The 19548-nt window shown below is 69.7% G+C and carries 16 protein-coding genes and 1 pseudogene; 4 read left to right on the top strand and 13 right to left on the bottom strand.

Annotated elements, in window-relative coordinates; genetic code table 11:
- Positions 1-118 precede the first annotated feature (118 nt).
- The 7 genes from AB0F77_RS26030 to AB0F77_RS26060 form a co-directional block, all read right to left on the bottom strand.
- Positions 119-1102, bottom strand: a complete 984-nt coding sequence (locus tag AB0F77_RS26030) for an amidohydrolase family protein (RefSeq protein ID WP_361953323.1) — start codon at positions 1100-1102, stop codon at positions 119-121.
- Complete coding sequence (locus AB0F77_RS26035; RefSeq protein ID WP_361953326.1) at positions 1099-1527, bottom strand: RidA family protein; 429 nt, start codon at positions 1525-1527, stop codon at positions 1099-1101. Before AB0F77_RS26035 ends, AB0F77_RS26030 begins: the two co-directional genes overlap by 4 nt.
- 55 nt (positions 1528-1582) lie before the next feature.
- Entirely contained in the window at positions 1583-3037 is a 1455-nt protein-coding gene (locus AB0F77_RS26040) for an aldehyde dehydrogenase family protein (protein WP_361953329.1), read from the bottom strand.
- 12 nt (positions 3038-3049) lie between these two features.
- Complete coding sequence (locus tag AB0F77_RS26045) at positions 3050-3577, bottom strand: 3-hydroxyanthranilate 3,4-dioxygenase (protein WP_361953332.1); 528 nt, start codon at positions 3575-3577, stop codon at positions 3050-3052.
- A 9-nt stretch (positions 3578-3586) separates the two neighbouring features.
- Positions 3587-4306 carry a fumarylacetoacetate hydrolase family protein gene (locus AB0F77_RS26050; RefSeq protein ID WP_361953335.1) on the bottom strand — a complete coding sequence of 240 codons (720 nt, stop codon included), beginning with the start codon at positions 4304-4306 and terminating at the stop codon, positions 3587-3589.
- 118 nt (positions 4307-4424) lie between these two features.
- Positions 4425-5216: a fumarylacetoacetate hydrolase family protein gene (locus AB0F77_RS26055; RefSeq protein ID WP_361953338.1), complete on the bottom strand. Its 792-nt coding sequence runs from the start codon at positions 5214-5216 to the stop codon at positions 4425-4427.
- A 10-nt stretch (positions 5217-5226) separates the two neighbouring features.
- Positions 5227-6645 (bottom strand): 2-hydroxymuconic semialdehyde dehydrogenase, encoded by a 1419-nt coding sequence (locus AB0F77_RS26060; protein WP_361953635.1) that lies wholly within the window; start codon positions 6643-6645, stop codon positions 5227-5229.
- Between the two features lie 109 nt (positions 6646-6754).
- Here AB0F77_RS26060 and AB0F77_RS26065 point away from each other — a divergent pair, with 109 nt between their 5' ends.
- A complete protein-coding gene (locus AB0F77_RS26065; protein ID WP_361953341.1) occupies positions 6755-7411 on the top strand; it encodes a GntR family transcriptional regulator in 657 nt (218 codons plus the stop codon).
- Positions 7412-7914: 503 nt separating this feature from the next.
- A pseudogene (locus AB0F77_RS26070) lies at positions 7915-9606 on the top strand (SpoIIE family protein phosphatase); the annotation flags it as partial.
- A gap of 13 nt (positions 9607-9619) precedes the next feature.
- On the opposite strand, the gene AB0F77_RS26075 reads toward AB0F77_RS26070, so the two are convergent.
- Entirely contained in the window at positions 9620-10483 is an 864-nt protein-coding gene (locus tag AB0F77_RS26075) for a helix-turn-helix transcriptional regulator (protein WP_361953344.1), read from the bottom strand.
- 150 nt (positions 10484-10633) lie between these two features.
- Between AB0F77_RS26075 and AB0F77_RS26080 the strand changes: the two genes are divergently transcribed.
- Positions 10634-11662 carry a Gfo/Idh/MocA family oxidoreductase gene (locus tag AB0F77_RS26080; protein ID WP_361953347.1) on the top strand — a complete coding sequence of 343 codons (1029 nt, stop codon included), beginning with the start codon at positions 10634-10636 and terminating at the stop codon, positions 11660-11662.
- A 65-nt stretch (positions 11663-11727) separates the two neighbouring features.
- On the opposite strand, the gene AB0F77_RS26085 is transcribed toward AB0F77_RS26080, so the two are convergent.
- The 5 genes from AB0F77_RS26085 to AB0F77_RS26105 are packed head-to-tail and all read right to left on the bottom strand — an operon-like array spanning position 11728 to position 17764.
- A complete protein-coding gene (locus AB0F77_RS26085; RefSeq protein WP_361953350.1) occupies positions 11728-13479 on the bottom strand; it encodes a CocE/NonD family hydrolase in 1752 nt (583 codons plus the stop codon).
- Positions 13479-14831, bottom strand: a complete 1353-nt coding sequence (locus AB0F77_RS26090) for an MFS transporter (protein WP_361953353.1) — start codon at positions 14829-14831, stop codon at positions 13479-13481. Before AB0F77_RS26090 ends, AB0F77_RS26085 begins: the two co-directional genes overlap by 1 nt.
- A gap of 26 nt (positions 14832-14857) precedes the next feature.
- Positions 14858-16180 carry a histidinol dehydrogenase gene (hisD, locus tag AB0F77_RS26095; RefSeq protein WP_361953356.1) on the bottom strand — a complete coding sequence of 441 codons (1323 nt, stop codon included), beginning with the start codon at positions 16178-16180 and terminating at the stop codon, positions 14858-14860.
- A gap of 11 nt (positions 16181-16191) precedes the next feature.
- Positions 16192-16899, bottom strand: a complete 708-nt coding sequence (locus tag AB0F77_RS26100; RefSeq protein WP_361953358.1) for a cyclase family protein — start codon at positions 16897-16899, stop codon at positions 16192-16194.
- A 52-nt stretch (positions 16900-16951) separates the two neighbouring features.
- Positions 16952-17764: an SDR family NAD(P)-dependent oxidoreductase gene (locus AB0F77_RS26105; RefSeq protein ID WP_361953361.1), complete on the bottom strand. Its 813-nt coding sequence runs from the start codon at positions 17762-17764 to the stop codon at positions 16952-16954.
- Positions 17765-17943: 179 nt separating this feature from the next.
- Between AB0F77_RS26105 and AB0F77_RS26110 the strand changes: the two genes are divergently transcribed.
- Positions 17944-19542: a helix-turn-helix domain-containing protein gene (locus tag AB0F77_RS26110; RefSeq protein ID WP_361953364.1), complete on the top strand. Its 1599-nt coding sequence runs from the start codon at positions 17944-17946 to the stop codon at positions 19540-19542.
- The last annotated feature ends 6 nt before the right edge of the window (positions 19543-19548 follow it).

Consider the following 19548-nt stretch of genomic DNA (forward strand, 5'->3'; position numbering starts at 1 on the left):
GGACGAAAGTGCCCCGGTCGCCGGCTCCTTCGATGACACCGTCGCTCCTCGGGCGGGTTCCCGCACGCCGTGGCACGGCTGTTGGGCATGCCACGGCGTGCTCGGTCCGGGCAAGGGGTCAGGCGCGGGCCAGGAAGCGTTCGGCGTTGCCCCGCAGGATGAGGGAGCGCTGCTCGTCCGTCAGGAAGCCGCTGTTGGCGACGACCGCGCCGGCGGGGCGTTCACCCAGGGGGTAGGGGTAGTCGCTGCCGACCATGACGTGGTCCGCGCCCAGGGTGTCCACGAGCAGCCGGAGGGCTCGTTCGTCGAAGACGACCGAGTCCACCGAGAAGCGGCCCAGGTAGTGCGAGGGCGGGTACTGCGAGGTGCCGACCGTGCCACGGCGACGGTGCCAGGCGTTCTCGACCCGGCCGAGCCAGAAGGCGAAGGAGCCTCCGCCGTGCGCGAAGCAGATCCTCAGCCGTTCGTCCAGCGTGTCGAAGGCCCCGCCGAGGACGAGGGACAGCACGGAGAGATGGGTCTCGGCGGGCATCCCGGTCAGCCACTGGGCCATCCAGCGGTCGAGCCGGGGGGAGGATGCCATGTCCCAGGGGTGGACGAACACCGGGACGTCGAGGGCCGCGCAGTGCTGGAGGAAGGTCACCACGCCGGCGCTGTCGAGGTCGAGGTCCCCGACGTGGTTGCCGATCTCCACGCCCCGGTGACCGGCGGCGACGCAGCGTTCGAGTTCCCGGCAGGCCGCGTCGGGGTCCTGTAGGGGTACCTGGCAGAAGGGGACGAGGCGGTCGGCGGCCGGTGCGGTGATCTCCAGGGCGAGGTCGTTGAAGATGCGGCAGATCTCCGCGGCGTCCCCGGCGGGTCTCCCGTAGTGGAAGAACGCGGGCGTCGGCGAGACGACCTGGACGTCGACACCGTCGGCGTCCATGTCGGCCAGCCTGCGCCCGGCGTCCCAGCAGGTCGCGTCGACGGCACGGAACTCGCGCGCCCCCTGCATGATCACCTTGTCGTCGCGCAGCCACAGTGCCTCGGGCCCGGCCCAACGGGTCAGGTCCGGCCACCCGTCCGGCACGAAGTGCGTGTGCACGTCGACGAGTCCGCTCATGAGCCGTTCCGTCGGGCGACGGCCTGGATCTCGATGAGCAGGTGCGGGTGCGGCAGTTGGTGCACGGCGACGGTCGTGCGGGCGGGCCCGTTCTCGTCGAAGTACTCGGCGTAGACCTCGTTGTATCCGCCGAAGTCGTTCATGGAGACCAGGTAGGTGGTCACCTGCACCGTGTCGGCCAGGTCCGCGCCCACCTCCTGGAGGACGGACCGGATGTTCTCGATCACCGCCCGGGTCTGCGCGCGGATGTCCAGGGTGGTGGTGCCCAGTTCGTCGGCGTGGGCGCCGGCGATCGTGTTGTCGGGTCGGCGGGCGCTCGTGCCGGAGACGAAGACGAGGTCTCCTGACACATGGACGTGGGGAAACCGCCCGCGGGGTACGGCCAGGGCCGAGGCCGTGTGCGGTCCGTTCTTGGGTGTGGTCACGATGTGTCCCGGGTGAGGCGCCGCGCGGCCGGCCGCGCGGCGGGGGCGAGGGGCTTCACACGTAGAAGGGCGGGGGAACCTGCTCGGCCAGCATGATGGACTTGAGCTGGGTGTACATGTCCAGGGTCTCCTTGGAGACCTCGCGGCCGAGGCCGCTTTCCTTGTACCCGCCGAACGGTGATCCGTCGACCAGGTTCACGTACTGGTTGACCCACACCTGTCCGGCCTGCAACCGGTCCGCGGTGCGCATGGCGTTGCGCAGGTTCGAGGTGTAGATGCCGGACGCCAGGCCGTAGCGGATGTCGTTGGCCTGCTTGATCATGGTGTCGAAGTCGTTCCAGCGGATGACCGAGAGCACCGGGCCGAAGATCTCCTCCTGGGCGATGGTGGTGTCGTTGGAGGTCTCGAAGACGGTCGGCGCGATGAACCAGCCGGCGTCGTGGCCCGGCACCTGGATCCGTTCACCGCCGGTGATCAGATTCGCCTCGGACCTGCCGGACTCGATGTACTTCATGACGCGCTCGCCCTGCTTGCGGGAGACGAGGCTGCCGAGCCGGGTCGCCGGGTCGAGGGGGGAGCCGACGCGGATCTTGCGGAAGGCGTCGGTCAGCTTGGCCATGAACTCGGTGTGAATGTCGTCGTGGATGAACAGACGGGTTCCCGCCAGGCACGACTGGCCGTTGCAGAAGGTCGCGGCGAAGGTGGTGTTGTCGACCACCGCGTCCAGGTCGTCGATGTCGGGGAAGACGATGTTGGGGCTCTTGCCGCCGAGTTCGAGGGAGACGGGCGCGAGCCGGGACGCTCCGGCGTGCGCGATGATCTTGCCGACCTCGGTGGAGCCGGTGAAGGCGAGTTTGGCGACGCCCGGGTGGGCGGTGAGCGCGGCTCCGGCCTCCTCGCCGAAGCCGGGGACGACGTTGACGACGCCGGGCGGGAAGATCTCGGCGAGGTACTTCGCCAGTTCCATGGTGGACAGTGAGGCGTTCTCGTCCGGCTTGAGGACGACGGTGTTGCCCGCCGCGAGGGCGGGGGCGAGCTTGAAGCTCACCATGATGGACGGCACGTTCCACGGGATGATCTGCCCCACGACGCCGTACGGTTCGCGTTTGGCGATGGCCCAGCCACCCGGCACGACGTTGTTCCAGCCGTCGTGCGTGAGGATCGCGGCGGCGAAGAACCGGTACTGGCCGATGGCCTGCCGGTAGTCCTGGGGGAGTTCGAAGACGGTACGGCCGATGTCGTGGGCGTCGATCCGGACGAGACGCTCGGTGTTCTCCTCCAGCCAGTCGGCGACCTTGAGCAGCAGCTTCGCCCGCTCACCTGCCGGGGTCGCGGCCCAGGCCGGGAAGGCCGCATCGGCCGCGGCGACGGCCGCGTTCACCTCGGCCTGGCCCGACCGGGTGATGACCGCGAGTTGTTCTCCGGTGGAGGCGTCGTTCGCCGGGAACGTCTCCTCGGTGAAGGCGGTGAACTTGCCGTTGATCAGTGGAAGGTAGTGCGAGTCGAACATCGTGGTCTCCTGTCAGAGGGCCGACTTGCCGGGGTGGACCGAGCCGCAGGCGGGGCAGGTGCGGGCGTCCTCGCTCGCGTAGAAGGAGTCGAAGGCAGGGGGGAGGTCGGTGACGATGTCCCGCACCTGGAGCTCCACCTCGTGCACCAGCGCGTTGCAGTCGAGGCAGTACCACTGGAACTTCTCCCGGGTCCCTTCCTCCCTGATGCGTTCGACCACGATGGCGATCGAGCCCGCTTCCGGACGCTGCGGGGAGTGGGGGGTGTCGCGGGGCAGCAGCCACATGTCGCCCTCGCCGAGGTCGATCCGCTGAGGGCCGTCCGGCGTCATGACGTTCACGTGCATGCTGCCCTTGATCTGGTAGAACAGCTCCTCGTACGGGTCGACGTGGTAGTCGGTGCGCTCGTTGGGACCGCCGACGGCCTGCACGATGAAGTCTCCGGTCTCCTCCCATATCTGCTTGTTGTTGACCGGGGGCTTGAGCAGGTGCTCGTGGTCGGCGACCCAACGCGTGAAGTTGTGTACCGGGAAAGCAACCACGGGTGTCTCCTAAGTGCTGTAGGTGAAGCCGACACGGCCGAGCGCGGAGATGCGGGCCTCGACCGTGGTGCCCGGGGTGAGGGGGACCGCCGCGGTGGCCGCGCCGGCCAGGACGACCGTCTCGTCCGGCAGTGCCAGGCCGATGTCGGCGGCCAGCCGTGCGGTGGTGGCGACGGCGCGCAGCGGGGCGCCGAGGACGGCGGCCGTGGAGCCGGTCTCGACGACGTGGCCGTCGATCTCCAGCACCACGCCGCGGTTGGCGACGTCCGTACCGGCGGGCCGCCAGGGTCCGATGACGTAGGCGGCGGCCGAGGTGTTGTCGGCGACGACGTCGACGAGGTTGAAGCGGAAGTCCCGGTAGCGCGAGTCGATGACCTCCAGGGCCGGCGCCACGCCGGTGACCTCGCCGCCGCGGACGAGGAAGGCGACCTCGGGCTCGACCCGGGGGTGGATGAACCGGGCGGCGGAGAGTCGTCCTCCGTCCTCCGTCTCCATGTCCTCGGTCAGTTCGCCGAAGATCACGTCGAAGACACCCATCTGGGCCGCCTTGGCACGACTGGTCAGCCCGAGCTTCACCCCCGTACGGCGCCGGCCGCGCGCGTCGACCACGAGGCGCTGCACCGCGTAGGCGTCGGCGAGGCCGAACTCGTGGTCCCGGCTGAGCTGGGGAACGGCCGTGGCCGTCGCGGCGGCGTCGGCGAGGACCTCGGCCATCGCTTCGTGTGTCATCGCGTGCCGTCCGAGGCCGGGGAGGGATGCACGGTGAGCGGGTCCGCGGACGCGCGCCCGCCGGCGGAGCGTCCGGGGTACGACGGGCCGCCGGAACGGCGGGGTGCGGCGCAGACGGTCATGGGGTTTCCTCCTCGAAGACGGCGCGGACACTGCCCAGGGCCTCCAGCCGGGCGCGGTGGACACCGGGCTCGGACACGGGGACGAGCGGCCCCAGCGCGCCGGACAGGACGATCTGCCCCGCCCTGAGGGGGCTGCCGCGTCGGGCGAGTTCGTTCGCCAGCCAGGTCACGGCGACGGCCGGCGAGCCGAGGCAGGCGGCGCCCGCACCGGTCGCCACGGGTTCGCCGCGATGCTCGATCACCATGCCGATGTCGGCGAGCACGACGCCGTCCGGCTTCACCGGGGTGGTGCCGAGGACGAACGCGGCGGCGGAGCCGTTGTCGGCGACCGTGTCGGCGACGGTGATGTCCCAGTCCGCGATCCGGGAGTCCACGATCTCGACGGCCGGCAGCAGGAACTCCGTGGCCCGCAGCACGTCCGCGACGGTGCACGGTCCGGCGTCGAGGTCGCGTCCGAGGACGAAGGCGACCTCGGCCTCGATCCGGGGCTGGAGGAAGCGGTGCAGGGGCACGGGCTCGCCGTCCGCGTAGGCCATCGCGTCGGTGAGGGTGCCGAAGTCCGGCTCGGACACGCCCAGTTGTCTCCGCACCGCGGAGGAGGTCAGTCCGATCTTGTGGCCGACGACCCGGCGGCCCTCGGCCGTCCAGGCGGCGACGGTGGCTTCCTGGACCGCGTACGCGCGGTCGAGGTCCCGATCCCCGATGAGGTCCCGCACGGGAGCGCAGGCGACCTTGGTCCGGTCGGCGGTCCGCAGACGGGACACGGCTTCGACTATGACGTCGGACATGCGGTGTTCCTCAGAGCTGGATGCAGACGTTGGTGGGCTGTTGGTAGAAGTGCAGGGAGTGCGTGCCTCCCTCGCGGCCGATGCCCGACAGGCCCACTCCGCCGAAGGGCGCGCGCAGTTCTCTCAGGAACCAGGTGTTCACCCAGGAGAGTCCGACGCGCATCTGCTGGGCGACGCGGTGCGCGCGTTCCAGGTTCGTCGTCCAGACCGCCGCGGCGAGGCCGTACTCCGTGTCGTTGGCGAGGCGTACCGCCTCCGCCTCGTCGTCGAACGGGATCACGGCCGCGGCAGGCCCGAATATCTCCTCGCGCACCGTTCGGTGGGAGTTGGTGAGGCCGGTCCACACCGTGGGCTCGATCCAGGCGCCGCCGGCGAGGTCCGCGCCCAGTGCCGGTACTCCCCCGCCGGTGACGACCTGTGCGCCTTCCTGCTTCGCCAACTCGTAGTAGGAACGCACCTTTTCCCGGTGGGCGGCCGAGATGAGCGGCCCGAACGTGGTGTCCGGGTCCTCCGGACGGCCCGGGGCCAGCGCGGCGGCACGCTCGGCCAGACCGGACACCACGTCGTCGAACACCGGTCGCTCCACGTAGACGCGCTCGGTGCACAGACAGACCTGGCCGGTGTTGGTGAACACCGAGCGCGCCAGACCGTCGACGGTCCGCTCCAGGTCGGCGTCGGCGAACACGACCGCGGCGTTCTTGCCGCCCAGTTCGAACGAGACCGGCCTGACCCGGGGGGCCACGGCGCGCATGATGGCCGAGCCGGTCGCCGACTCTCCCGTGAACGTGACGCCGTCGATGCCCGGGTGGGTGGTGAGGTGTTCGCCCGCCGAGCCCGGACCGAAGCCGTGCACCACGTTGTACACACCGTCGGGAACGCCCGCCTCGTCCATGATCTCGGCCAGGAGTGTCGCGCTGGACGGTGTCTCCTCGGACGGTTTGACGACGACGGCGTTGCCGCACGCCAAGGCGGGCGCGACCTTCCAGGTGAGCAGGAGCAGCGGCAGGTTCCAGGGGACGACGACCGCGACGACGCCCAGGGGTTTGCCGACGGCGTAGTTCAACGCACGTCGTCCGTCGGGGAGTTCGGTGACGAAGGACTCCATGCCGTGGGCGGAGACCGTGTCGGCGAAGGAGCGGAAGTTCGCGACCGCCCGCGCGACGTCGAGCGTGCGGGCCAGGTGCAACGGCTTGCCGGTGTCGGCGGACTCGGCCGTGACGAGGTCGTCGAACCGTTCCTCGATGCGCGAGGCGATCCGCCTCAGCAGGGCCGCGCGCTCCGGGACGGAGGTCCGCCCCCACGCTCCGTCCAGGGCCGTGCGCGCGGCCCGCACCGCCTGATCGACGGTCTGTGCGTCCGCCTCGTGCACCTGGCCGATCACCTGGCCGTCGACCGGGCTGACCTTGGCGAAGGTGCGTCCGGTCCGCACGGGGCGGCCGCCGACGTAGTTGGGGATGTCCACAGCGTTGTCGTCCACATCTTCGATCCTAGATCTTATAAAGTAGAAAAAACAAGGGACGGTTGCTTTACTCGTAGGCATGAGCACCTCCGCACCCCGTCGCACCGTGAGCGCCCACGACGTCGCTCTGCGTGAGATACGGGACCTCATCCTCACCGGGGAGTACTCCCCCGGCGCGCAGATCACCCAGGAGGCCGTCGCGGCCCGTCTGGGTCTGTCGGTGATCCCCGTGCGCGAGGCGCTCAAGTCCCTCCAGGGCGAGGGGCAGGTGGTCTTCGCCCCGCGCCGGGGGTTCTTCGTGAGCGCGTACAGCCGCGAGGACCTGCTGGAGATCTGCGCGATCCGGGCCGCCCTGGAGGGCATGGCCATCCGTCAGGGCATGCCCTCGATGACCCCCGCGGTGGTCGAGGAGATGAGAGCCGCCGCGGCCCGGATGCGGGAGGCGGACGAAGCCGGAGACCTGATCGCCTTCCTCGCCGCCGACCGCCGCTTCCACTTCGCCCTGCTGGGACCGGGCAGCGGGCCGCAGATGACGGGCGTGCTCACCTCACTGTGGGACCGCTCCGACCACTATCGCGCCAAGGTCCTCGACAACCGCGACACCCGCCGCAGCAACCATCACGAACACGCGGAGATCCTTCGGGCCGCCGAGGCCGGCGACGCGGACCGGGTGGTCGCGTTGCTCGACGCCCACCGGCTGGGAGCGATCAAGGGGCTGGACGAGCACGACCTGTGAGTCGGCGGCCCGGAGGGCGCGTCGTCGCCGTGCGGGGTATTCACCGGTGCCGATCCCGCTCCCGCTGTACCCCGCCTCGGCGCTGCACGCCATGCCCGACGGGCTGTCCAAGGACATGGTGGGACGGCCGGAACCGGCCGACCGGACCGCCGTGGTCCACGCCTCGTCACCCGCGGCCGACCGCCCGAACACGGCCATCGTCACCGACGTCCACGGCACGGCGGCGGCCCTGGACTTCTACGGGGCCGGCCGGAACCGTGACCCATCACCTGCACATCCGCGACCAGGCGTACGGCCTGCCCATCTGGATCTGCGACGGCCCCCGAAGGCCCTGGTCAAGCCTCTGGAAGAGCCGGTACCACCTGTCCGCCGTCGCAAAGAGGACCGACCCCTGACCTGCCGACCGAGCACGTACGGGAGCGGCTGCTGACCACGCTCACCGGCGCCGTGATCACACGAGCCCGCGGAGTATCATGTGAACGATGTGAGGGGGTCGGCGCGTGGAGCGGACCAGCCCGATCGCGGATCTCACCCGGGCTCTCGCCTCGGCGGTGACCGGCCCCGATGTCGTGGATGTGATGGCCGGCCGTCTGCTGCCCCTGTTCGACGCGGCGGCGGTCGGTGTGTGGGTCCAGGAGCGCGGACGGGTCTTCCTGGTGGGCGCGAGAGGATACTCCGCGCGGTTTCTCCGACGGATCGAAGGCATCCGGGTCGAGGACACCCCGCCGACGATGCGTGCCCTCACCGACCGGGTGCCGAATTTCATCTGCTCCCCCGCGGAGTTCGTTCGCCGCTACCCGCCGATGGCCGACGTGCCGCGCGCCAGCGATCACAAGGCCTGGGCGTTCCTGCCGCTGGTCGTGTCGGACCGCTCGGTCGGTGTGTGCGTCATCTGCTTCGACGAGCCACGTGCGTTCCGCGGTGAGGAGCGCACTCTCCTCACCGCGCTGACAGGGCTGGTGGCCCAGGCGCTGGAGCGGGCCCGGCTGTACGACGCCGAACACCGCCGGGCCCAGGAACTGCAACGAGGGCTGCTGCCGCGGACCCTGCCCAGCCTGCCGGCCCTCAGCGCGACGGCCCGCTACGTACCCGCCACGCAGGACATGGACGTCGGCGGCGACTGGTACGACGTCATCCCGCTCTCCGCCGACCGGGTGGCGCTGATCGTCGGCGACGTGATGGGCCACGGCCTGTCGGAAGCCGTCACCATGGGACGCCTGCGCACCGCGGTCCGTACCCTCGCCGATCTCGAACTGCCGCCCGACGAGCTGTTCTTCCATCTCAACTCCCTGGTCGGCGATCTCGGTGACGACTCCTACGCGACCTGTCTGTGCGTCATCTACGACCCGACCGACCGCCGTTGCTCGATCCTCACCGCGGGTCACCCGCCACCGGCCGTGGTGCATCCCGACGGCACCGTCCGCTTCCCCGACCTGCCTCGCAATCCGCCGCTCGGGGCCGCCGCCCCGCCCTTCGACGTCACGGAGACGGAGATCCCCGAAGGGTCACTCCTCGTGCTCTACACCGACGGGTTGATCGAGTCCGCCGTGCGCGACCTGGACCAGGGCATGGGCCGCCTCGCCGGGTATCTGGCCGCGACGTACAGCTCCGGCTCGCTCGACAGCCTCTGCGACGGCCTGGTCGACGCCCTGCTGCCCGGCCAGGGGCAGACACGCGACGACGCCGCCGTGCTCGTCGCCCGCACCCGTGCGCTCGACCCGGAGGACATCGCCTCCTGGACCCTGGCGCACGATCCGAGAGCGGCGGGCGAAGCCCGCGACCACGTCCGCGTACAACTGCGCGCGTGGGGTCTGGACGATCTGCTGACGACCACCGAACTCGTCGTCAGCGAGCTGGTCGGCAACGTGGTCCGGCACGCCAAGGGCCCGATCGCCCTGCGCCTGCTGCACAGCCGCAGCCTGATCTGCGAAGTGTCCGACAGCAGCCACACCATGCCGAGGATCCGCAGGGCGGCGGACACCGACGAGGACGGCCGGGGACTCCAGTTGGTCGACGCGCTCACCAACCGCTGGGGAACCCGCTACACCCCGAGCGGCAAGAGCATCTGGGCGGAACAGCTCCTGCCCGACGCCGCCGGGAAGAAGGCCGGTTGCACGACACGTCCGGGACGGTCCGACCCGCGCCCACCGGCGACGATTCCGAGGGTGCGGAGGGCGCGCCCCGCCGCCAGGTAGCGGACGACCTCGTTCAGGTGGTTCTCGGAGACGAGCCGGCCCCCTGAGGTGCCGCCATGGAGCCGAGGAGGCGCAGCCGGTCCGCCGTGGGTGAACCGGAGGGTGCTCCGCAGAAGACGACGATCCTGCCGGGGGCGTCCGGGAGCCGCAGGCTCTCCACTCTCAGGGTGAGGTGTCCGACGTGCGGGTGACGGCACTCCTGGGTCCTGGGCAGACAGTCCGCGACGGAGTGGGTTCGCCACGCATGGGCGAACTCCTCGCTCCGGTCGGACAGTTCGCCGATCAGGTCGGCCAGCTCCTGGTCACCCGCCGCCCAGGAGCCCGATGCCATGCGGAGGAAGGCCGTCACCTGACGTGCTTCCTCCTCCCAGCCCACGAACAGCTCACGTGCCGCCGGTTCGAGGAAGACCAGACGGGCCAGGTTCGCACGCCGGCCGGGTGGGACGCCGAGCAGCGCGTACCCGAGGGGGTTGGCCGTGAGGAGGTCGGCTCGGGGCCCGAGCAGGAACGCGGCCTGTCCCGTGTTCTCCTCGACGATGGCCCGTACGGAGTCCCTCACCTCGCCGTCGTCGGGCCGGTGTCGACGCCGGTGCGGCGCACGGGCCAGCCGGACGAGGTGCCGGCGTTCGACCGGGCCGAGACGGAGGGCGTTCGCCAGACCTGCCAGGACCGAGTCGGAGAGGTGGTGGGTCTCGCCCTGCTCGATGCGCGTGTAGTAGTGCACGCTGATCCCCGCGAGCTCGGCCACCTCTTCGCGCCGCAGGCCGGGCACCCGACGTGCCGGACCGTACAGGGCGAAGCCGGCCTCGGCCGGGGAGAGCGCGGCACGCCGTGACCGCAGGAAGTCGCCGAACTCCGGGTTTCGCCTCTGGCCCATCGCCCGATGATCCCACAACCGCGGACACGCGGGTCGGCCCGCCCGGCTGTTCCCTCCTGGGTGACCACGTCAGGGTCTGGTCCCGTCCCGACGGGCCGACGAAGCTCCTCCCCATGAAGCATGTGCACGATTCACAGGGGTGTCGGTACGGTGAGTGACGAACTGCTGCGCATCGGAATCCTGGGCGCGGCGAAGATCGCGCCCGACGCCGTCGTCAAGCCCGCGCGGCTGACCCCGAACGTGGAGATCGGGGCCGTCGCGGCGCGCGACAGCGGGAGGGCAAAAGCGTTCGCCGCCAAACACGGCATCGACCGAGTACACGGTTCCTACCGTGAGTTGCTCGACGATCCGTCGATCGACGCGGTCTACAACCCCCTTCCCAACGGGTTGCACGGGCACTGGACGATGGCGGCCCTGCGTGCGGGGAAGCACGTGCTGTGCGAGAAGCCCTTCACCGCCAACGCGGAGGAGGCCCGTGCGGTGCTGAAGGTCGCGGAGGAAACCGGTCTGGTGGTGATGGAGGCCGTCCACTACCGCTACCACCCGGTGGCGCACCGGATGGTCGACATCGTGCGCTCCGGTGAGCTGGGGCGGCTGCGGCATGTGGAGGCGGCTCTGTGCGGGCCGGTTCCGAAGCGTTCGGACATCCGCTATCAACTCGGCCTGGCGGGCGGTGCCCTGATGGACCCGGGCTGCTACGCGGTCCACATGGTGAGGACGCTGGCCGACGCGGAACCCGAGGTCGTGCACGCGCGGGCGAAACTCCGCTCCCCCGGCGTGGAACGAGCGATCCGGGCGGACCTCGCCTTCCCGGACGGCGTCACCGGGCACATCGTCGGTTCGCTGTGGTCGTCGGACCTCGTGCGCCTGAGCGTCCGGGCCGTCGGCGACCGCGGCGAGATGAGGGTGTGGAACCCCTTGCTGCCGCACGCCGGACATCGGATCACGGTGCGCGGGCAGGGGGAACGCCGACGGGTGGAGAAACTGTCCCGGCGTCCCAGTTACGCCTTCCAACTCGACGCGTTCGCCGCGGCGGTGCTCGACAACGGCCCGGTGCTGACGGACGCGGCGGACGCGGTACGGACGATGACCGTGGTGGACGCCGTCTACGACGCCGCGGGCCTCCCGCTCCGCCGGCCCGCGGTCGTCCGGGACGGCTCCGACGCCGCAAGGGCGTAGGCACGGCTTCGGCGGGGCTCCGCGCGCTGTCCCGATGGTGGGACAGCGCGCGGTGGTGGTGCGTGTCAGCCGGAGACGTCCGGTACGACGGGCAGCAGCAGGAAGGACTCCCTGCTGCCGCCGGTGTGCAGGGTGGTTCGACCGCCGAAGGTGTCCTGGGGACGGTCCGTGGGATCGTCGTGCAGGAAGGGACCCGATCCACGCAGGTCGTTCTTGAAGTTGCTCAGGCGGGCGACACCCGCGTCGGGGTACTCGTAGTCCTTGCCCTGGACGGTCAGCGCGAGGCGGTGGCCCTTGGGCAGCACGAGGGACGTGGGCCAGATCTCGATGTCGAGCTGGTGGATCACTCCTGCGGTCAGTGGCTGGACCTCGTCGTGGGCGAGGTAGGGACGATGGGGGGTGCTCAGCTCGGGGTCGAGCTTGCGGTGGGAGGCCCGCAGCCAGCCCTGGGTGACGGGCGTGTGCGGGTCGATGGCGCCGCGGAAGACGACCTCGGAATCGTCCGGCCCGAAGGCCCGCACCACCAGGAACAGGTCCGCGTCGGTGGTGCTCGACTCCACGAAGAGCCGGGCGGCCAGCGGTCCGGTGATCTCGGTGTCGTGGGCCACGGCCGGCATGGTGAACGTGACGCCTTCGCCCAGGGCGTCGAACGTGACGGACTCCTGTGCCGGCGGCTGCAGCGGTTCGAGCGTCGACCGACCGGCGTCGAGGTATGCGCGGGTCCATCGGGTGCTCGGCAGGGGCCAGGCGTTCTCACGGCGCCGGGTGAAGGTGCCGTCGGCGTGCCGGATCTGCAGTTGCAGAGGGGGCTCGCGGTCCCAGCCGTTGTCCTCCCCCTTCAGGAAGTGGTCGAAGAACCGGCGCTGGAGGCTCACCCCGTAGTCGGTGTAGAAGTGGGTCCAGTGCTCCAGGCCGTGGATCTCCAGCCACTTCTGCTCGGACGCCGAACGGAGGAACCCTTCGACGTTGCCGCGGAGATGGAGTCCCTGCCCGCCCCAGTTCCCCGCGGACAGCAACGGGACGGTGATCTTCGCGAAGTCGGGCATGCGCGCACGGCAGTGGTCGTCCTCAAGGAAGTGCTCGCGGAGACTGCCCGCGTAGTCGATGCGGTTGGCGGACAGCTCGCTCTCCGGCAGCGTCTCGTCGCCGCACACGAGGGCGCCGGTGACCCGCGAGCGCGGTCCGCCTCCTCCGACGCCGTACTGCACGGTCTTGATCTGCATGTCGTACCAGTGCTCGGCGAAGGTGCACAGGATGCCTCCGTGCCTGGCCAGCTCCCGGTACCAGTCCGACGCGCCCTCCCACACACAGATGGCGGCGAGGTGCGGGGGCTGGGAGGAGGCGACCAGCCACTGGTTCATGGCGTAGTACGAGATACCGGTGATCCCGATCTTCCCGTTGCTCCAGGGCTGATCGGCGGCCCACTCGATGCAGTCGTGGTAGTCCTTCGTCTCCCGCGGCGAGAAGTGGTCGATGAAGCCCGGACTGCGACCGCACCCGCGAGAGTCCACCCTGACGCACACGTAGCCGTGCGGTACCCACTTCTCCGGGTCCGCCACCTCCCAGTTCTGGTAGATGCCGGACGATCCGTCGATGACGTCGGGGTGCTCCTCGACCATCTTCTCCCAGGCACTGGGGTAGCCGTCCTGGAAGGCCAGGCCCTTCGCGTAGGGACCGCAGGTGATCAGTACCGGGTACCGTCCCTCCGCGGTCGGCCGGAAGACGTCGGCCCGCAGGGTGACGCCGTCGTCCATGGTGATCGGGACGTCCCAGTCCACGCGGATGCCCTCCGGGCGGCGCTCGTCCTCATCGGCCATCACAGTCCCACGCCTTTCGATGTCTCGGGTTCCTCCAGGAACGCGCCCCGGGTCTCCGGTGCCATGAGCGCACCGACGACGGACAGCAGGACCAGGCAGGACACGACGGTCACGGCCACGCCCAGATCACCGTCGAAGTAGCGCGTGGCGATCGAACTCGCCAGCAGCGGTCCGCCGGCCGTCAGGAGCCGTCCCACCGAGTTGCTGACGGCGATGGACGACGCCCGCACCCTGGTGGGGAAGATCTCGGGGAAGTACACACAGGGCCCGCCGAGAGCGCCGAAGATGCCGAAGCCGACCGCCGGCAGGAGCAGCAGGTACGTGCCGTAGGAGCGGTCGAAGGGGAACAGCACGATGCTGCTGACCAGCGTCACGGTGAAACTGATCAGGAAGGCTCCTCGGCGTCCGACGGCGTCGGCGATGAAGCCCCAACTGGCGTAGCCCACCACACCACCGAGATTGAGCATGGCCGTGGCCGTGGACACGTGGGAGAGCGCCACCGTGTCGCTGAGCCCGTCGGCGGAGGCCAGCTGCTTGATGATGGGTGGGGTCCAGGTCGAGATCGACCAGAAGGCGAACAGGGCTCCGGTCTGGATCAGAAGACAGGGCACCATACGGCGCAGCAGGGGCGGAGTGAACAACTGCGCCAGGATGAAGCGGTCCTGTGGCGAGCGCGTCGCGGCGGCTTTGCGCTCCGCGCGCCGTCGGCGTACTTCCACCATGGCTTCGGGCTCGTGGATGTGCTTGCGGACGAACAGGGCGATCCCGGCGGGAAGGATCGCGACGAGCAGGCTGATCCGCCAGCCGTGGCCGCCGATCGCTCCGTACACCACGGAGGCGAGGAAGAAGCCGCCGGCGAAGCCCGACATCATGATGCCGATGGCTCGGGCCCGGTAGCGGTTGTTCCATGTCTCCGCCATGAGGACCGCGCCCACCGGGGCTTCCACTCCGGATCCCAGACCGGCGAGGAATCGCAGGGCGGCGAGTTGCCAGTAGTTCTGCGCAAGTGCCGAAGCGGCGGTGGCGGTGGCGTAGAGGACGATGCTGAAGGTCAGCACCCGCACCCGGCCGAGGTGGTCGGCGAGCATCCCGAACGCCAGACCGCCCAGGGCCCAGCCGATGAGGAAGATCGCGACGGCCAGACCGGTGTGGTAGCTGATGTCGGCCGGGCTCGCCCCGGCACCGAGCACATCGGTGACGGCCGGCACGATGATGAGCGTGTACAGGCTCGCGTCGAAGCCTTCCAGCCCCCAGCCGAGTGTGGTGCCCGTGAGCGTCAGCCACTGGCGGCGCGTGATCCGCAGACCCGCAGAGGTGGCGGCGCCACCGTTGTCGACATTCTGATGCAGCATGGGTGAGTCCACTTTCGGGTCTGCCGTCACGCCGGCTGCTGGGGGAAGGAGTGGTCGCTCCACGACAGAGGAGTGCCGCTGTACTTGGCGTGGCGGACGTCACCGGACCGGGCGTGGCCTTCGAACAGTTCGACACGCGCCGCCCTGCCGCACAGCTCGCCCAGAAGGGCGCTGGACTTCTGATTGTCCACCTGCTGGTAGGTAACGGTCTTGAGGTACTTGCCCACCCACAGCCCGCCGGTGTACCGGGCGGCCCCACGGGTCGGCAGCACGTGGTTCGTGCCGATGACCTTGTCCCCGTAGCTCACACATGTGCCCTCGCCGAGGAAGAGGGCCCCGTAGTCGTGCATCTTCTCCAGGGCCAGGCGCGGCTCCGCCGTGAGCACCTGGACGTGCTCGGAGGCGAACGTGTCGGCCAGGGCGAAGGCCTCGTCGAGGGTGTCCACCACGAGGACCTGACCGTGGTCGCGCCACGCGGGTTCCGCGAAGTCGCGGGTGGGCATGCCCGGGAGGATGTCCTCCACATGGGCGAGCGCCTGCTGGGCCACTTCCCTGCTGGTGGAGATCAGCACCGACGGTGAGTCCGGACCGTGCTCGGCCTGGCTGAGCAGGTCGACCGCGACGATGAAGGGGTCGGCCGTCTCGTCCGCGATGACGAGGGTCTCGGTGGGGCCCGCGAACAGGTCGATGCCCACTTCGCCGAACAGCTGCCGCTTGGCCTCCGCGACGTACTGGTTGCCCGGCCCGGCGATGAGGTCGACGCGGTCCACGGTCTCGGTTCCCACGGCCAGCGCGGCCACGGCCTGCACACCGCCCAGGAGGTAGATCTCGTCGGCGCCGGCCAGATGCATGGCCGCCACGGTGGCGCTGGGGATCTCTCCTCGGATGGGGGGAGTGCACGCGGCGACTCGCGGCACACCGGCCACCTTGGCCGTGACGATCGTCATGTGGGCCGAGGCCGTCAGCGGGTAGCGGCCTCCCGGGACGTAGGCCCCGGCTGCCGCGACGGGTATGTGCTTGTGTCCGAGCCGGACGCCGGGCAGGGTCTCGATCTCCACTTCCGACAGGGAGTCCTTCTGTGCCTGCGCGAAGCGCCGGATCTGCGCCTGTACGAACTCGATGTCGGCGATGACCTGGTCCGGGACCTCGGCGATGATCTTCTTGATGGCGTCGGTGCTGAGCCGGAACGAGTCGGGAGACCATCCGTCGAACTTCTGGGAGTACTCACGGACGGCCACGTCACCGCGGGTGCGGATGTCGTCGATGACGGAACGGACCGTGTCCTGCACCTGGGTGAGCTCGCGAGATGTGGCGGCACCCGCGGCGTCCTTGAGAACCGTACGAGGCATGGGGGAACTCCTTACTGGGCGTTGTCGGATGCGGTGTCGAGAAGCGCGACGGCGCGGGTGGGGCCGCCGTGACCGCCTACGAGCTTGATGGGGAAGCCGCTGAAGACGAAGCGCTTGCCGATCAGGCGATCGAGATTGGCGAGGTTCTCGTAGTGGGTGATGCCGGTGGCGCGGCACATCATGTGGCAGGGGTAGACCTGGCTGGAGGGGTTGTCCGGGGTGGGGCTGTCCACGCCGAACGTCTTCACTCCCCGCTCCGCGATCCACTCGGCGCCGGACCGCCCGAGCCCGGGGAACTCGGTGAGGTACTCGGGCTTGCCCGCGTGGCGGCCGTGCGTCCCGGTGTGGAGGAGCAGGATGTCGCCGGGACGGACCGACACCCGGACCGCGGCTTCGGCCCTGTCCAGGTGCTCCGCGGTGATGTCGGTGCGGGGAGCGACGGCCGACACGTCGAGGCACACCGCTGTTCCGTGGAACAGGTCCAGGGGCATCCGGTCGATGGTGAGGGCGTCGGGAGAGGGGTCGAGATGGGAGAACGAGTCGACGTGGGTCGGCCCGTTGTCGTTGATCATGAGCCCCTTGGTCTGAAAGGAGAATCCTCCCACGAACCGCTGTGCGGTTTCTTCGTGTGTCGCGTGGTCGAAGACGACGGTCTTCAGATGGCCCGGATAGACCATCATTCCTTCGTAGATCTCCTGTGAGAGATCGATGAGTTCCATGAGTCGAGCCCTTCCCGATTCTTCGGAGCATGGGGTGGCATGGGGTGGATCGCTAGTGCATGACGATGCCGGCGGAAACGTTGAGGTCCTCGCCGGTGATGGAGGCGGCGGCGTCACTGGCGAGAAAGGTCACGGCGCGCGCCACGTCGACCTGGGGGACAAGTCTTCGCAGCGGTGACTGGGACAGCATTTCCTCCCGGGCGGTCTCCACCGCCACACCCCGGCTGGACGCCTGCGCCTCGAAAACCTGCTGGATTCGATCTCCTTCCAGCGGGCCCGGCGAGACAAGATTGGCGCGCACGCCGAACGGACCCGCGTCGAGTGCGAGATTGCGGGTGAAACCGATGAGCGCGGTCTTGCTGGCCGCATAACTGGTACGGCCGAACAAAGGACGCTTCCCGGTCATGGACCCTATGGTGATGACGCTGCCGGACTTCTTCTCGATCATGAACGGCAGTACGGCGCGGCAGCAGAGGTACGTGCCCAGCAGGTTGACGTCCAGGGTCTCCCGCCATTCCGCCACGGTGGATTCCCACAGAGGCGCTGTCGGTCCGGCGATTCCGCTGTTGTTGACGAGGACGTCGATGCTTCCCCACTCGGAATCGACACGAGCCGCCAGTTCCGTCACGGCCCTTTCGTCCCGCACATCGCATCTCACTCCCATGACCTGGGCTCCGGTCCGGGAAAGGTCTCGCACGGCGGAATCGAGTGCGGTTTGGTCCCTGCCGGTGACGACCAGCCGAGCACCTGCTTTCACGAGTTCACGGGAGATCTCCAGGCCGAGTCCCCGACAACCGCCGGTGACAATGCAGGATTTCTCCGCCAGGACACCTCGTTGTCCGCCTTCCATGGACGACAGAAGCACTACTCCTCCTGAATCTCCGGAGCCGAGGGAAACGAACGATCAGTTGTCCACGGGACGCTTGATGGACATTCGCCGTTGACGTCAGGGCAACAAAGTAGGCTTGAACCGTTCCTGCGGCTTCCTTTGAACAGAGGAAAACCGGGACGTGAGTTCCTTCATCCGGCGGAGCGAGAGCGACCATGACAACCCTCGAAGAACTGGCGCGGCGCCTGGGCGCAGGAGTCGTGCTCATGACACCCACGTCCGCCGCGGAGACCTACTCCGGCGTCGCCCTCTGGGAGGGCGCCTCAGGGACCGACTGCACGCCCGGGACGCTGCTCTTCGCCGCGTGTGCGGCCGGGGACGGGGAGCGCGAGGACGTACTCGGCACAGCGCGCCGCACACGATGTGCCGCCGTCGTCGTCCGTGAGCCGGCCCGGCCCCAGGGGCACGCCGAGTGGGCGGACGCCGCGCAGCGCCACGGCGTGCCCCTGCTGTTTCTTCGGGGGGCCACCCCCTGGCTGACCGCGATCAACACCGCCATGGACGTCACCAGGAGCGGACCGGCCGGGGCCGCGGGCACGTCCGACACGGCGAGCGACATCCCGCTGGGTGACCTCTTCGCCCTCGCCGACTCCTTCGCCGACCGGACCGGCGGGCCCGTGATCATCGAGGACTCGAACTTCCGCGTCCTGGCCTACTCGTCCTTCATCGGGTCCATGGACCGGGGGCGGGACACCGCGATCCTCGGGCGGCGCATTCCGCCGGAGTGGCTGGAGTACCTGGAGCGCACCGGGAGCCTCGAACGGCTGCGGAGCACGTCCGACGTGGTGGACCTCGACTCCGGCCCCGGGCGTGCGCACCGGCGGCTGATCACCGCCGTGCGGTCCGGCAGCCAACTGCTGGGCATCATGTGGGTCGCCGAAGGCGATCATCCGTTGCCGCGGGACGCGAGCGAAGCACTCAGAGGGGCGGCCGAGCTGGCCGTACCGCACCTGCTGCGGCACCAGGAAGGACACAAGGCGGAGCGGCTCTGGCGGGGCAGCCTCGTGCGGTCCCTCCTGGACGGCCGGGGACAGCTGCATCGTTACGCCGACGAGCTCGGGCTGCCCAGGAACGCGGCCCTCGCCGTGATGGCTTTCGCCCCGGCCGTGCACGAGGCTCTGGCGGAAGAGGTGTGGGACCGCATCACCGACCATGTCTCCCTGGCGTGCGAGGCGTACCGATGGCAAGCGGCCGTGAGCCGCGTGGGACACACGGTCTTCGCCATCCTGGCCGTCCCCGGAGGAACGGTGGACCACGGAGTGACGCGGCTGGGGCAGGAGGTCGTGAATCGCTCGGTGCCCGTGTTGCCGGGACGTCTGCTGGGAGCGGTCAGCGCGGTCGAACCGGGTCTGGGCCGGCTCAACCAACGGCGCGTCGAGGCGGAGAACGGGCTGAACGTCCTCCGGGACGACGCCGGGCCCGCCGCCCGCTTCGTTCGCTACGAGGAGGTCCAGGCGCAGGTGATCCTGGGCGAGGTGCGACAGACCCTGGCCCAGCGCTCCGAGCTGAGGCTGCCCGGCCTGGAGTGCCTGGCCTCGGAAGACCGTGCGCGCGGCACCGACCATGTCGGAACGCTCGGTGCCTACCTCCGCGCGGGCGGCAACGCCGGAGAGGCGGCCCGTGCTGTCGGGGTGCACGTCACGACGCTGCGCTACCGCATGGACCGCATCAAGAAGATCTCCGGCCTCGACCTGGACGATCCGGCCGTCCGACTGGTCTGTGAGCTGTTGCTGAGCGGCCCCCTCGACAGATGAGGAACC

Source organism: Streptomyces sp. NPDC026672, assembly GCF_040638185.1.
Lineage (GTDB): Bacteria > Actinomycetota > Actinomycetes > Streptomycetales > Streptomycetaceae > Streptomyces.

Coding starts and splice junctions, on each gene's coding strand:
- AB0F77_RS26030 (WP_361953323.1), bottom strand. CDS start 1,102: ATGAGCGGACTCGTCGACGTGCACACGCACTTCGTGCCGGACGGGTGG.
- AB0F77_RS26040 (WP_361953329.1), bottom strand. CDS start 3,037: ATGTTCGACTCGCACTACCTTCCACTGATCAACGGCAAGTTCACCGCC.
- AB0F77_RS26050 (WP_361953335.1), bottom strand. CDS start 4,306: ATGACACACGAAGCGATGGCCGAGGTCCTCGCCGACGCCGCCGCGACG.
- AB0F77_RS26055 (WP_361953338.1), bottom strand. CDS start 5,216: ATGTCCGACGTCATAGTCGAAGCCGTGTCCCGTCTGCGGACCGCCGAC.
- AB0F77_RS26065 (WP_361953341.1), top strand. CDS start 6,755: ATGAGCACCTCCGCACCCCGTCGCACCGTGAGCGCCCACGACGTCGCT.
- AB0F77_RS26075 (WP_361953344.1), bottom strand. CDS start 10,483: ATGGGCCAGAGGCGAAACCCGGAGTTCGGCGACTTCCTGCGGTCACGG.
- AB0F77_RS26085 (WP_361953350.1), bottom strand. CDS start 13,479: ATGGCCGATGAGGACGAGCGCCGCCCGGAGGGCATCCGCGTGGACTGG.
- AB0F77_RS26090 (WP_361953353.1), bottom strand. CDS start 14,831: ATGCTGCATCAGAATGTCGACAACGGTGGCGCCGCCACCTCTGCGGGT.
- hisD (WP_361953356.1), bottom strand. CDS start 16,180: ATGCCTCGTACGGTTCTCAAGGACGCCGCGGGTGCCGCCACATCTCGC.
- AB0F77_RS26100 (WP_361953358.1), bottom strand. CDS start 16,899: ATGGAACTCATCGATCTCTCACAGGAGATCTACGAAGGAATGATGGTC.
- AB0F77_RS26110 (WP_361953364.1), top strand. CDS start 17,944: ATGACAACCCTCGAAGAACTGGCGCGGCGCCTGGGCGCAGGAGTCGTG.